11 protein-coding genes and 1 riboswitch are annotated in these 13661 nt (G+C 47.9%); of the genes, 7 read left to right on the top strand and 4 right to left on the bottom strand.

Features of this window, described 5'->3' with window-relative positions:
- Together SHEWPOL2_RS13245 and SHEWPOL2_RS13240 are read left to right on the top strand one after the other, a co-directional pair.
- Positions 1 to 1630, top strand: a 1630-nt coding sequence (locus tag SHEWPOL2_RS13245; protein ID WP_037428939.1) for an alkaline phosphatase D family protein, incomplete at its 5' end; no start/stop codon positions are given.
- Positions 1631 to 1950: 320 nt separating this feature from the next.
- Positions 1951 to 2517, top strand: a complete 567-nt coding sequence (locus tag SHEWPOL2_RS13240; RefSeq protein ID WP_011624046.1) for a phosphoribosyltransferase family protein — start codon at positions 1951 to 1953, stop codon at positions 2515 to 2517.
- Between the two features lie 85 nt (positions 2518 to 2602).
- Here the strand turns inward: SHEWPOL2_RS13240 and SHEWPOL2_RS13235 are convergent, their stop codons facing one another.
- On the bottom strand, positions 2603 to 3871 hold the full coding sequence (locus SHEWPOL2_RS13235; RefSeq protein WP_037428937.1) for a glycerophosphodiester phosphodiesterase family protein: 1269 nt from the start codon (positions 3869 to 3871) through the stop codon (positions 2603 to 2605).
- 352 nt (positions 3872 to 4223) lie between these two features.
- Here SHEWPOL2_RS13235 and SHEWPOL2_RS13230 point away from each other — a divergent pair, with 352 nt between their 5' ends.
- A complete protein-coding gene (locus SHEWPOL2_RS13230; protein ID WP_037414426.1) occupies positions 4224 to 4529 on the top strand; it encodes a DUF3622 domain-containing protein in 306 nt (101 codons plus the stop codon).
- Between the two features lie 143 nt (positions 4530 to 4672).
- On the opposite strand, the gene azu is transcribed toward SHEWPOL2_RS13230, so the two are convergent.
- From azu to rihA, 3 genes are all read right to left on the bottom strand, one after another.
- Positions 4673 to 5149 carry an azurin gene (azu, locus tag SHEWPOL2_RS13225; RefSeq protein WP_037414424.1) on the bottom strand — a complete coding sequence of 159 codons (477 nt, stop codon included), beginning with the start codon at positions 5147 to 5149 and terminating at the stop codon, positions 4673 to 4675.
- 170 nt (positions 5150 to 5319) lie between these two features.
- Complete coding sequence (gene rbsK, locus SHEWPOL2_RS13220; RefSeq protein WP_037428936.1) at positions 5320 to 6231, bottom strand: ribokinase; 912 nt, start codon at positions 6229 to 6231, stop codon at positions 5320 to 5322.
- Between the two features lie 18 nt (positions 6232 to 6249).
- Positions 6250 to 7206: a pyrimidine-specific ribonucleoside hydrolase RihA gene (gene rihA / locus SHEWPOL2_RS13215; protein ID WP_037414420.1), complete on the bottom strand. Its 957-nt coding sequence runs from the start codon at positions 7204 to 7206 to the stop codon at positions 6250 to 6252.
- Positions 7207 to 7410: 204 nt separating this feature from the next.
- Here rihA and SHEWPOL2_RS13210 point away from each other — a divergent pair, with 204 nt between their 5' ends.
- The 4 genes from SHEWPOL2_RS13210 to SHEWPOL2_RS13195 all read left to right on the top strand — a co-directional run bounded on the left by SHEWPOL2_RS13210 (position 7411) and on the right by SHEWPOL2_RS13195 (position 13631).
- A complete protein-coding gene (locus SHEWPOL2_RS13210; RefSeq protein WP_037428934.1) occupies positions 7411 to 8724 on the top strand; it encodes a DUF3592 domain-containing protein in 1314 nt (437 codons plus the stop codon).
- Positions 8725 to 8745: 21 nt separating this feature from the next.
- Entirely contained in the window at positions 8746 to 10188 is a 1443-nt protein-coding gene (locus tag SHEWPOL2_RS13205) for a hypothetical protein (protein ID WP_037428932.1), read from the top strand.
- Positions 10189 to 10322: 134 nt separating this feature from the next.
- Positions 10323 to 10552: riboswitch (cobalamin riboswitch) on the top strand.
- A 108-nt stretch (positions 10553 to 10660) separates the two neighbouring features.
- Positions 10661 to 12622: a TonB-dependent receptor gene (locus SHEWPOL2_RS13200; RefSeq protein ID WP_037428930.1), complete on the top strand. Its 1962-nt coding sequence runs from the start codon at positions 10661 to 10663 to the stop codon at positions 12620 to 12622.
- Positions 12623 to 12902: 280 nt separating this feature from the next.
- Entirely contained in the window at positions 12903 to 13631 is a 729-nt protein-coding gene (locus tag SHEWPOL2_RS13195; protein WP_037428928.1) for an HDOD domain-containing protein, read from the top strand.
- Positions 13632 to 13661 lie beyond the last annotated feature (30 nt).

Here is a 13661-nt window from a genome sequence, read left to right as displayed (position 1 = left end):
GGTTGCCAGTGGTGACCCCGCGCAGGATGCGGTGATCCTTTGGACCCGCGTGACGCCGGATTCTGCGGGGGATGTAAAAGTCAGCTGGCAAGTCGCCAGTGATGCAGCGTTCTCCCAATTAGTGACTACGGGGGAGATGGTCACTAATGCTAATCGTGATTATACCGTTAAAGTTGATGCCCGCGGTTTACGTGCGGGACAAACCTATTTCTACCGCTTTATGACGGCTGATAAAACCTCTGTCGTGGGCAAAACCCGCACTTTACCCGAGGGAGAAGTGAGTTCAGTCAAGTTAGCCGTGATGTCCTGCGCTAACTTTCCTGCGGGTTATTTTAACGTGTATGAATTGGCAGCGGCGCAGGATGATCTCGATGCCGTGGTGCATCTTGGGGATTATATTTACGAATATGCCCGCGGTGGTTATGCCAGCGAACATGCGGCAGAGCTTGGCCGTGAAGTGTTACCTGCCAATGAGCTACTAACACTTAGCGATTATCGTACCCGTTACGCCCAATACCATACCGATGCCAGCCTGCAAAAACTGCATGCTAAAGTGCCTTTTATTACGGTATGGGACGACCACGAAGTGGCAAACGATACTTGGCGTGATGGCGCTGAGAATCATAACGAAGGCGAAGGGACTTTTGCGGCACGCAAAGAAGCGGCGTTGCAAGCTTACTTCGAGTGGCTGCCGATTCGTCCATGGCGTGAGGGCAACCATGAGGAGATTTACCGTAGCTTTAGTTACGGTAATCTGGTTGATTTGCATATGCTCGATACGCGTGTGTTAGCCCGTGATAAGCAGCTCGACTATGCCGACTATATGGATGCCAGCACGGGCGCCTTCGATGGTGAGCGTTTCCGCGCCGATGTGACATCGACCTCTCGCACCATGTTGGGTTTAACCCAGTTGCTCTGGTTACAGGGCACCTTATTGCAAGCCACGGGTACTTGGCAGGTGTTGGGTCAGCAGATCCTCATGGGCAAAATGTCTCTACCTGCCGCGATTGCCACCCAGCAAATGAGCATTCCACAATACGCCATGCTTGGTGCGCTGGCGAAGTTAGCTGCCCGCGCAGCGGCAAATGATCCAACCTTAACGGCGGCGGAATTACAGTATTTACAGGCCAACCAAGCTTTGTTAACGCCAGAGGTGATTGCCCTGCTGCAACTACCATCTATTCCTTATAATTTGGATGCATGGGACGGTTATGCCTATGAAAGAGAAGTGATTTTAGGCACGGCTAAATCGAAAAATCACAACCTAGTGGTGATCGCGGGTGACACCCATAACGCGTGGGCGAATGAGCTTAAAGACGTCAACGGTAATAGTGTTGGGGTGGAGTTTGCCACAAGCTCAGTATCATCCCCTGGATTGGAATACTATTTAAATCTGCCTGTGGAGCAGATCCCCGCAACCGAGGCGGCAATTGTCGAGTTGGTGCCGGATCTTAAATACACCAACCTCAAAGATCGCGGTTTTATGACCTTAACCTTCACTAAGGAGGCTGTGCGTAGCGACTGGCATTATGTCAGCACGATTCTGGCGAAGGAGTTTGAAGAGTCGACCAGCCGTAGCTACAGCGCCATGACTAAGGTCGGTGAACATATTATCAACCCAGTGAGCTAACTTAAGCTCCATCCTTTGCGTTGAGCTTGTACTCGTTCCTTGTTGGCCACCTTTGGGTGGCCTTTTTTTGCGCGTTTTTGTTAGTTCTGTCCTAAAAATGCAAAATAAACCGCAGTTAATCTACAACTTATTACTATTACTGCAGCACGGTGGTTTTTTTTGGTATAAAATTCGCTCCCAAAATTCGGCGGCTGCCTACACTTGCTAGGACTCTTATAAAGAGAATGCTGTTCTCGTGTTTTGGACGCCGAACAGACCTTACTAGGTAAAAAGCTACGCTTTGCCGCCTAAAATCAATAATTAAGATGGGGATCGGTGTCATGTCAGAAAAATATTTCGTTACCGCACAGCAACTGCTCGAAGATTCATTTCTATTAGCTTCACAGGTTTATGAGAGTGGATTCCGTCCGCAGTTTATCGTGGGTATTTGGCGTGGCGGTGCTCCAATCGGGATCGCGGTACAAGAGTTTTTCGACTTTAAGAAGGTTGAAACCGACCATATCGCTGTGCGTACCTCGTCTTACTACGGTATTGGTACCGACAAGCAAAGCAAAGAAATCAAAGTACATGGTCTGCATTACATTGTTGAAAATGCCAATGCTAGCGATAGCTTACTGATTGTGGACGATGTGTTTGACTCTGGCCGCAGTATCCATGCGCTAAAGGAAAAGTTAAGCCAACTGATGCGCTTAAATATGCCGCAGGATATTCGTATCGCTTGCCCTTATTACAAGCCAAAGAATACCGCTGTGCCTTTAAAGCCTGATTACTATATCCATGCCTCTGAAGACTGGTTAGTGTTCCCACATGAAGTGACGGGTTTAACGCCGGAAGAAATTGCCGAAGGTAAGGGCGATTTAAAAAATATTCAGCATCTTTTTAAGTAAAAAGAATCTGTTAATAAAAAGCGTTAGCAGTTTTTGCTAACGCTTTTTTATTTCTCGGTTTTGAAATAGCGCCTATTTATTTGGTCTATAAATCCATGCAGTTGGCATAGTAAGTGACAGTCGCTGGCCAGTCCGAAAACACGCCAATCACGCCCACATCTTTAGCTAACACATCGAGTAGTTCGTAGGTATCGCCCTCATTATCAATGGCATCGGTAATACTTTGATAATAAAAGCCGCCACCATTTTTTAATAAACCAGAACGTTCCAGCGACCATGTGATGATCTTAAGTCCCGAGGCTTTAGCAGCCTTAGCGTATTCCGATGGAATGATTTTTTTATCCGCATCTAAAGCGACTAAAACCCAGAGTGGTGGGGCGATAATTTCGACGCCTTGGGTCTTTAAATCCGCCATTGAGGGTGACCAAGTCGCTGGATTTTGCGGATCGAAGGCGTTGTTATAATCGTACCTGTCATCGAGAAATACTGCCTGTTTAGCAAATTCAGGCGCGTTGGCGACCCAATATTTAATGTCATCCAAAATAAAGGATTGAGGAAAGACCTGTGAGGCATCGACGCCTGCTGCGGTATATTCATCGAGCATCTTCTGGGCGTACTCTTGCTGAGTAAAACCATCGAAGGGCATAGCTACGCTCGCGGCTTTTAGCTCGGGCGTCATTTTTACACCTGCTTTTTTAAACATCTCAATGCTTTCGGCGTGGGTCATTAGGGTGCCATTGCCCGTATATAAATCCGTGCGCCACTTAGGCGTACCATTCATAAATTCTTCGACAGTGGTGGCCTTGGGATTCTCGCCCTCCATCTTACCCTTTAAGGTTTTAAACTCGGCAAGGGTGATATCACTGGTACAGCAGGTTGCTGTGGCGGCAATGCCATTGGCCGGATCGGCGGGCGTAAAAGGCACAGAGCATTTATTGGCAAGTTCGGGAATGGCCAAAATATTGGTCGTGCTGGCGAGATCGCACTGAGAGTGGCGGCAGACTAAGGCTTTATCGGCGGTAAAGGTCACATCACACTCGACGATACCCGCGCCGGAATCAATAGCCGCTTGGTAGGATTCTTTGGTGTGTTCAGGAAACTGCATCGCCGCGCCGCGATGACCAATGGAAAACTCACTGCGATAAAAATGATCAGTGGTGCATTGCTCTAAGCGGGTTTTAAGTGTGCTGTCTTGCATCTGGCGCACTAGAAACAGCGGCCGCTCACCCACTTGGGCCGCAACCATTTGAGTGGTGGGTGCTGTGGTCTCGTTATCTTTAGTATCACTGTTGCAGCCAGCAAGCAGAGCTGTTGTGGCAAATAGCATGTAGCGTGTTATTGGAGAGGTTTTCATCATCTTTCCTAGATTGAGTTTTTGTGAATGGATTCACCTCACACTCTAAAATGGCTAGATGACTAAATATGTTAAGTTTTATGATCAAAACAAGAAAAGTTACCGTTTGCCCGCCGCTTTTACGCTAGCTTGATACTGAGCTTAGGACTAAGATTAGGACGAAAAATCATCTAGCATGTCGCGTTACTTTTGGGATTATTACGGCTATTTGAAAGTGCTAAGCATGAAAATTTTCTCGTAAGCGATCTTTCTGTGCCGAAATCAAGTAAACTGCGCTCCTTTTGTTTTATGATGGCGTTTGTATCGCTTGATAAGACAAACGTGGCAAGCATCATTTAGGAAATAGAGCAGAATGAGCAAGGGTAAAAAATACGATTTTCGCGTCACTCAAGCTGAAAATGGTTGGAAGACGGAAATCACCCGTCGTATGACGTCGACTAAGACGGTTGTGTCGAAAAGCCATGATGGTTTTGCGACTGAGGCCGAGGCACAAGCTTGGGGTCAAGCCGAGCTGCAAGTGTTTTTAGGCACACTGGTTGAGCGTAATAAGCGTCGCTCAGAGAAACAAGCTAAGGCTAAATTAGCGGCTGCATTAGCAGCGGAAGCGGCAACTGACGCCGATGATTTTGATGATGAAGACGAGTTCGGCGAAGAATAAATCGCAGAAGAAATCTCGGAACAAAAGTCTCGAAGGCAAGCTGGCTTGTGAGCCAATCTGCATTCAACAAAAAGCGGACCCAAGGTCCGCTTTTTGTTATGCCATCTTAAGGTATTCCCCTAAGTAGCTGTTAGGCAATGGGATTAGCCTTGAATTTTAAAGCTACCTTGCATAATCGCCCAGTGACCTGGGAAGCTGCAGAAGAATTGGTAAGCTTCAGTTGGGCTCATACCCGCAGTACTAAATTTTATCGAAGTAGATTCACCGCCACCCACTAACGCAGTGTGAGCAATAACACGGGTATCACCGGCTTTAACATAAGCTGCATCGGCACCAGCACTCATTCCATCGGTCGCAACGGCAGACATATCTGCGGCTTTAGTTAATACCCAGTTGTGGCCCATAGCGGCTTTGGGCAGGGTACCAGTGTGCGTTAGGGTCAGTGTGACTTCTTTACAGGTAGCAGGAACAGATAGCTCTTTAGTGTCAAATTGCATTGCGTCAGTCGCAGCAATCTTGAGTTCACATTCGTTAGCACTCGCTTGGCTGGCGACGAATAATCCTAGACCGAGTAGGCTTGCGCTAGTCATGTTACGGAAAGTGGTGCTTCTCGCTTTCATCTGGTACTTCCTTATTCTGAACAAGGTGGATCGAGCCGTTTGACTCGAGTATGCGCTGCTCAGCATAGGTTGAATTCATTAAATGGGAATGAATTCGGTATGTAAATTATGTATATACAACTTTTGATTGAAAGAGATTGAGTGCGACAATTTGCCGCACTCATCAGGCATTAACGCGGCACTTCGTTGCGGTAGGGAATGGCGCGTTGTGCGCCTTCACGGGTAACCGTAATCGCCGATGCCGCATTGGCAAAGCCGACGGCGGCGGCAATCGACATACCTTCACTTAAGCCGACAACCAGTGCACCGTTGAAGGTATCACCGGCGGCGACTGTATCTATGGCTCGTACTTCAAGTGCCGGAATTAGCCCGGTAAAGCCTGCGCTACTGATAAATGCACCTTTGCTGCCTAAGGTGATTACTACCGTCGCAATCCCTTGTTGATGTAGCCATTGGGCGGCGAGTTTGGCATCTTCCTCATGCTTGACCTCTATACCCGTTAAGGCTTCGGCCTCAGTTTCATTGGGAGTAATAATGTCGACCCATTTGAGGTAGTCCAGCTCCTGAGTGGCCGCTGGCGCAGGATTAAGCACAGTGGTGATACCAAGACGTTTGGCCATTTGCAGTGCATTACTCACCGTCTCAGTGGGTGTTTCGAGTTGGATCAGTAGGTATTGTGCATTGGCAAACAGGGCGTAATGTTTTTCTAACTCGGCAGGGCTGAGGTGGGCATTAGCCCCAGCGGCAATCCCAATCGTGTTTTCGCCATTTTCAGCGATAAAAATCATCGCTGTACCTGTACTCATATTGGCAACTTGAGTGATGCCATCAGCTTGTATACCGTCCTTGAGCCAACTATTGCGCATTTCATTACCGATACCGTCTTGGCCTACATGGCAAATAAAATCCACACGAGAATCGGGCAGACACAGGCGAGCACAAGCGACGGCCTGATTTGCGCCCTTGCCACCATGTTCTAGCCGATAACTTCGGCTTTTTAGGGTTTGTCCGGGAGCGGGCAAATACTCAAAATTCATGACATGATCGGCGTTGGCACTGCCGATAACAAGAATATGGCTCATGGAAGGTTCACCTTAGTGTCATCTGCGGTTGAGATACGTTGGAGTGTAGGCCGCTAAGCTGTCAACTAACAAGTCAACAAAGCCTTGTCTGTCGAGTCCAAACAGTACAGTGGCATTCGCAGGTTTAGCCGTAAGCTGATAGCGGTCGACTACCGTCATCCCCAGCGTTAATTCGCTCTGGGTTTCAATCTCTACTCGACAGTCTTGGGCATCAAACAATTCAGGTTTGAGTAGCCAAGCAATAGTGCAGGGATCGTGCAGCGGCGCACCCACAAATCCCCATTTGGGATCCCTATGATAAATCATAAAGAAATCGAGTAACTCGGCGACACATTTAGCCACAGGGTTGGGAATAGCACGAATACGTTCGATATCTTCATCCATGATCTGTGCCTGATGTGTTACATCGAGGCCGCACATGGTAATAGGGATACCGGATTTAAACACGATATCGGCGGCTTCTGGGTCGACAAAAATATTAAACTCGGCGGCAGGCGTCCAATTGCCGACACCCGCTGCACCGCCCATCAATACAATGCGTTCGATCTTGGCGTGTAATTCGGCGTGGCTTGCAAGTAATAGCGCGATATTGGTAAGTGGCCCTGTGGGAACCAGTGTCACGGGCTTATCACTTTGACGCAGCTGCTGCGCCATCAACTCAACGGCATTGATGCTTTGTGGCGTAAAGCTGGGTTCTGGTAATACTGGGCCGTCGAGTCCGGTTTCGCCGTGGACATTATCGGCAATGATTAACTCACGGCTTAAGGGTTTAACCGCACCGCCCGCGACCGGAATATCACTGCGATTTAATAAGGTTAAGATCCGCAGGGCGTTATTAAGTGTTTTATCGGGGGTTTGGTTACCCGCGCTAGTGGTGACGGCGAGTGGAACGAGCTCTGGATGGGCGAGGGCTAAAATGAGCGCAATGGCGTCATCATGGCCAGGATCGCAATCCAGAATAATAGGACGAGTCATACTGTTACTCCTTTAAACAGCGCAATGGAGGCTTAGAATAGCACGCTAAAGCTTGAAGACAGTGAGTCTCATAGTGTCTTTACAATAAACTGTGAGCATTTTCTGATTTATCTTCATAAGCTGCTACAATAGCGCCCGCTTTAGGCACAATAAAGATAGATATTCAATGCCTTAAATATCATGGAATGATAAGGACGTTCTGGCGTGTTGGTGAATCCTAGTCAATTAACCTCGAGTACCTCCACTCGTTTTTTGGGGTGGTTAGAAATACTCTTAATCTGTATCCCTCTGCTGCTTTTTAGTTTTGCCGCCTTGTTCCTCTGGGAAGGCGTGCAAAAGTGGTCGTTGGTCAATCAACTTGAAGAGCGTGGTGCTGTCGCTACTGGTCGGGTGATTGACACTGAGTATCGGAGTGAACGAGGTTCGAACGGCATCTCTCGCCAAAGATTGGTGTGTTTGGTGGAGTATCACACCGCCGAGGGCGAGGATATTCGTCAGTGGGATCTCGATGGTGTGGATTGCCGTGCAACTTATCAATTAGTCTCGCCGCAGGATGATACGCCGGGGGCATTAGTGCCCAACTATGCGCAAAGTGCTGTGAGCTACTTGCCTGATGCACCAACACGGGCGAGCGCCAATCTTGAATTAACCCGCGAACGCGCCAAACTGGACGTTGGCTTTGGCGTCGCAGGCTTATTATTTGGCTTGTTTGTCGGTTATTTCTGCTTGAACTTATTCAGAATTCGTTGGGCTGAGTGTCGTTATGTGCCAATGCTCAAGCGTTTAGGACAGCAGCAGGATTACGCTGGGATTATCAATCAGCTTGAAACCTACAGGTGCCACCCCGCCGCGAATATTCTGGTATGGGAAGCAGCCGATCATATCGGCCATTGCAGTGAGTTATACCCGCGTTTTGTTGCCTTATTTGCCCAAATGCAATCTGTGCCAAGCAAAAAACAGTTAGAACCGATAGATGAATCCATTGTGATGATTAGCTTTTATCGCTTGAGTTCCTTAGGGTTTCACGACTTGGCGCTCGCGATGTTAGCCCGTAGCAATCAAGCTTTGTCGGCAAGAACCTTGGCAACCTTTGTACTGATAACTCGCACTTATCAGCTCCCTTTGGCACTGACATTATCCACAGAAAAGCTCAAGGCATTGGAGGCACTTTGTTATGCCAAAGAGCTCAGTTTTGGCTTGGAGGATGAAAAACAATGCTGTGTCGACCTTGCTGCCCGCATCGAATATTTACTTTGGTTAGTTAAATGGGTACTCGATAATACCCATAGTGCGGTGGAGCAAACGGTTAGCCCCGTGCAAGCGCGGATCTTGGCGGCGTTTGGCCAGAGAATGGCGCTGCAAACACTCAGCCTCGACAGCGCGCAGGTGATTGATAAACATACACAAGTATTATTATCTCGGTTAGATGCGAGTCATGGTTTTCAGTGCGCACTGAGGCCGATAATCGAGTCATTATCGGATAACGTAGCGCAACATATTCAACAACTCACGTTTTAAGCAACGACAAGGAAATAAGTTATGCAGTCTTATTCAATTCCTCGCCCTTTGGCATTGGTAGCAGCCTTAATCGCCCTACAATTAACGGCTTGTAGTCAGCCGAAACCTTTAACCGTGTTCGAAAATGATAAGGAAGCCTTATTGCAGTTTGATAACGGTAAACTGCTCCAATTTAAGGAAAATCCGAGTCCACAGTACCGCCATATTCCCTGTGATTTACCCGCTGTCGAGACTGTGGTCACCAATAGTTCGGCCTTTGCGGCGTTAACACAATCCGGTGAGGTGATCACTTGGGGTGATAGCTATGCTGGTGGCGATAGCCGCGAGGTGACTGAGCAGCTTAAGCAAGTTAAGCAAATCGTCTCGATTAAAGATGGGTTTGCCGCGTTACGTCAAGATGGCACTGTGGTGTTCTGGGGCAATGTGGGTAAATATCGCCTCGACAAAGCCCTACAAAACCGCATGACTAATATTACTAAATTATTCGCCAACCAAGAGGCTATTGCCGCGCTAGATGCCACAGGCAAGGTACACACTTGGGGTTATGGCCCTTACGGTGGCAATAGCTTGCATGTGCAGGATCAATTAGTTGATGTCATTGATATCTTTGCTAAGGGACGCAGTTTTGTCGCCCTCAAAAAACAGGGTAGTGCAGTGATTTGGGGCCAGGTTGAAGAGTCGACCAATATGAAAAAGTTGCTCCCTCAGCTTACGGATGTGGCGAAGATCGAATATTTTCAACACACCTATGCCGCCTTGAAAAAGGACGGCTCAGTAGTGAGTTGGGGCTGGCGCAGTGATACTTATCCTATCCGCAGTGCCTTAAAAGACGTGGCGAGTATGACGGCAAACAATTGCGCATTTGCGGTGTTAAGTCCTACGGGGGATGCGCATTTTTGGGGCGATGGCATTAACTGTGGCGTTGATTGGATTAAAAAAACCGACATTACAGGCGTGAAGGAGATTATCAGTATCGGCTCAGGGTTTTTATTACTGCGGGATAAGGCCGTGCCGCAAATTGTGGCCGACGACACTGACTACGCGTATATGTTTGGGTTTCACTATGCCCAAGAGATTCTTGATAAATATTGGCAGGAAGGAAGTGTTATTACTCAAGGACCATCCTCCTTTGTGTTTACGCGTCCCGATGGCAAAGTGGTGCCCGTTGGATATCGCGCCAACCGTGATAATGTGGAAAAGTTAATGGCACGTATTCCGCGTCTCACGTGGTTAGATGGCGCAAATGACGGTTATGTTGGCATTAGCGACAAGGGGGAGCTGGTCTCTTGGTCGATGAATTTGCCCATGTTCGACAAGTCGCCTGTGCAACCTGCTGACTCGTTAGTGATTAAGCCGCTGGATTTAAGCCCGGTTGCCCAATGCGAAACCCCTGAGCAACGTCAGGCGATTTTGAGCAAAGACAGACCCCAACCTGCGGCAAAAAACTGGGATGGCGTTTTCTAACTCATCTGAGCTTTCTCGCCAATCTGAGATTAATGGACTTTCATCCGTATAGACGTCTATAATGCGCGCGCTTAGGTCTTTAATATTCTGAGCCTTGTTGGGCGTTAACAGGTTTGACGCCCTTTGAACCTAATTTTGAGTCAACCTTCTGTGGTGCTTGCGATGATGAAGTTGCGAGATAATCGGGAAGCCAGTGAAATTCTGGCACTGCCCCCGCAACGGTAAAAGGTGAGAGACGACCGCATTTGATAGGCGTTCACGATGAACACTGAAATCGAGTGTGTAAAGGTCAGTTTCGCGTTCATCTCAAGTTGAGATGGATATAGCCTAAGTCCGGAGACCGGCCCTAAAGGTGTTTTTGAGATTTCGGTGGGCAGATCTCAAAATGCGATAGTGACTATCAGTGTTTTCTACTGAATCAACGGTATCGTGGCGCTAATGCCCCGTTTTCCTTGTAGGAGTTAAAGGTAAAATGGGAACACATCCAACCAAAATTGCGCTGCTGATTGGCAGCCTTTGCAGTGTATCAATTATCGCGCCCGCTGTGGCTGCCGATGAAACTCATGCCGCCAACGTCGATGAGCATATCGTGGTGATTGGCCGTGCTGATAAGACCCCGTTAAATATTGCCGCTAATGTGAATGTGATTGATGCTGCGGCGATTGAAATGAGTGGCGCGACTAATTTGACTGACGTCTTACGTGGTCAGAGCGGTATTCAAATTTCGGATAACAATATTGGTACTAGCTTTGCGATGCGCGGTTTTAGCGCCAGCGCTGCGGTAAACAACACCTTGATTTTGCTCGATGGTCGCCGTCTGAATAACATTGATATTGCTGCGCCTAGCCTGAATGCAATTCCCTTAAATCAGGTTGAACGCATCGAGATTTTATCCGGCAGTGCGGGCGTGCTCTATGGCGATCAAGCCGTGGGTGGCGTGATCAATATTGTGACTAAATCGCCTGAGAATACGGGTGGCAGCGTGCAATTATCCGGCGGTAGCTTTAATACCTATGAAGGTCGCGGCGATGTGTCTGGCGCGATCAACAAGGATTGGCGCTATTTCTTGACCGGAAGCTACAACCAAGGTGACAACTATCGTCAGCATAATGCCAATGAAACGGGCTCTATCCTTGGCCGCATTCAATATAAAACGGCGACTGATTCTTTCTTTGTCGAAACCAGCTATTACGATGATGACCGTGAAAATCCGGGCTCGTTGACCGTAAATCAGTTCAAAGAAGACCCACGCCAGTCTTCCAATAAAAGCGAATATGTTCATGAGATGACCACGGCTGCACGCAGTGGTTATCAGCATCAGCTTAACCAAAACTGGGCCTTAGCGGCGGATCTGGATTACAGCGATACCTTAGTGACCTCATTAAACTGGGGCGCAGGTAGCCAAAATACTCGCTCGCTGCTGATGTTTAGCCCTAAAGCACTTGCTAATTACAGCACCCGTCAAGGTGAGCTAAACCTAGTCACTGGTTTAGACATCAGTCGCGGTAAGGCCGAGTTTGACTCTATGGCGCGCAGCAACGTGCAGGAAATGCAAAGTGCTTACCTGCAAGCCACTGTGCCATTAAGCCACACCTTAAGCTATGTAGTGGGCGGCCGTTATGCGCGGGTGACCGACGATCTGGTCGATGGCAATGTCTATCCAAACGGCATCGATTTAGATGAAGATGCGACCGCATTCGAGTTCGGTTTAAATTACCGTCCGAGCGCCGAGCACAGATTCTATCTACGTGGCGATGAAAACTTCCGCTTTGCTAAGGTCGATGAGCAAGCTTACACCCCGAAAGATGTCTATGGCTTAAAGCCACAGACAGGCCGTTCCTATGAGGCGGGTTGGGATTGGACTGTGGCTAGCCAAAGCCTACGCGTCAGCCTATATCGCCTCGATTTAGAAGATGAAATTGTCTTCGACCCGAGTGCGGAAAAACCTGTTGGTGGCAGCTTCCAAGGCGCCAACGTCAATGCCGATGCTTCACGCCGCTATGGCGCGAGTGCCGATTGGGATTGGCAGGTCACTCAAGCCCTCACCTTAGGCTTGGAATATAACTATATTGATGCCGAATTTACCGATGGGGTGAATGATGGCAAGCAATTGTCTTGGGTTGCGGAGCATACGGGGCGCGGTTATGTCAGCATGGATTTTGCCGAGCATTTCCAAGTATTTGCTGAGGCAATTTACACGGGCGATCGTTTTATTGAAGGCGATAACGGCAACGAAGGCGATAAATTATCTAGCTATGTTTTAGGTAATCTAGCCCTTAACTATACCCGTGATGCTTGGTTAGCGAGCCTGCGTATCGATAACCTGTTTGATAAAGAGTATGTTAGCTCGGGTTACTACGGTGGCATTTGGGGTGATAGCTATTACTCAGGCCGAGGCCGTGATATTCGCTTGACTGTGGGTTACCGCTTCTAAGCTTGAAATAAATGCTTAACCGAATAAAGCCAGGCTCAGTCTGGCTTTATTATTTCTGTTGTTTGGCTATGTGCAGAGAAAAATCCATTTTCTCGGTGTATTCTTTATAAGTTCAGCCTATTTTGAGATAGCCTAAGTCGTTGCTTGTGCTATAGATCACTTCATCTAAAGCATAGTCACAATTATTCTGCGACTTAGGGCTGAAATTCTCAGTAGTTTGGGTATGATGTGAGCGGTATTCGAATCATCTTATAGCTAATTAACAGGTGTAAAGTGTCCTATGACAGATCTTGAGCAACAGGTTTTTACTCAAGTGAGAGCCATCATAGCGAATGAAGAGCAAGTCATTGGCCGCCGTGGGATCTTAATTCCACTGAAAAAGGCCATTCTTGCCGAAGGCGATATTCGTAATGTGATCGATATTATTTCGAGTGATCCCGCGTTAGCGGCCCATATGTTGATGCGCAGTAATTCGGCGCAAGCTTCTGGTGTGGTTAGCCCTAAGTCTCGCTCTTTAAAAGATGCCTTAATTCGTTTGGGCCAAGTTAATATTTACCGTTATGCCTTTACATTTTATTTGAAAGAACGCCTCGATGAATTGCCTCAACCCTATAAGAAGTTGGTTCAAGGTTATTGGAAACTCACGGAAAATATAGCAACTGATGCGGTCGACAGCCTAGTCGATATGCCGGATGTTGAGGTTGATCCCGATGAAGTGCAAACCTTGGCGTTGTTTAGCGTGTTCGGGCAAATTATTGCCTTAACGGCCTTTGCTTACTTAAATGCTAGCTCTGAGCAATCTTTCCCGTTAAGCGTGATTAAGTCATTGATTGATAATCAGCAGCAGACCTTAACCATCGAGGCCTTTGAAGCCTTAGATCTCGACCAAGATCTGCGCCAAGAGTTTATGATCGCCCATAATCTGCGCCAGACCCGCAACCCGAACTCATCAGGGTTAGTTCTGCGCCGAGTATTGTCAATGCGTGGTTTATTGCTTAATCCGCTCTAAGAACCCTCATAAAAACAAAGGCCTGCAATC

Source organism: Shewanella sp. POL2, from assembly GCF_000282755.1.
Lineage (GTDB): Bacteria > Pseudomonadota > Gammaproteobacteria > Enterobacterales > Shewanellaceae > Shewanella > Shewanella xiamenensis.
The sequence above is the reverse complement of the archived record's forward strand: the minus strand, read 5'-3'. Positions and strand labels throughout refer to the sequence as shown.

Bases quoted from the DNA above. Each gene is read 5' to 3' on its own strand.
- SHEWPOL2_RS13240 (WP_011624046.1), top strand. From the start codon at position 1,951: ATGTCAGAAAAATATTTCGTTACCGCACAGCAACTGCTCGAAGATTCA.
- SHEWPOL2_RS13235 (WP_037428937.1), bottom strand. From the start codon at position 3,871: ATGAAAACCTCTCCAATAACACGCTACATGCTATTTGCCACAACAGCT.
- SHEWPOL2_RS13230 (WP_037414426.1), top strand. From the start codon at position 4,224: ATGAGCAAGGGTAAAAAATACGATTTTCGCGTCACTCAAGCTGAAAAT.
- azu (WP_037414424.1), bottom strand. From the start codon at position 5,149: ATGAAAGCGAGAAGCACCACTTTCCGTAACATGACTAGCGCAAGCCTA.
- rbsK (WP_037428936.1), bottom strand. From the start codon at position 6,231: ATGAGCCATATTCTTGTTATCGGCAGTGCCAACGCCGATCATGTCATG.
- rihA (WP_037414420.1), bottom strand. From the start codon at position 7,206: ATGACTCGTCCTATTATTCTGGATTGCGATCCTGGCCATGATGACGCC.
- SHEWPOL2_RS13205 (WP_037428932.1), top strand. From the start codon at position 8,746: ATGCAGTCTTATTCAATTCCTCGCCCTTTGGCATTGGTAGCAGCCTTA.
- SHEWPOL2_RS13200 (WP_037428930.1), top strand. From the start codon at position 10,661: ATGGGAACACATCCAACCAAAATTGCGCTGCTGATTGGCAGCCTTTGC.
- SHEWPOL2_RS13195 (WP_037428928.1), top strand. From the start codon at position 12,903: ATGACAGATCTTGAGCAACAGGTTTTTACTCAAGTGAGAGCCATCATA.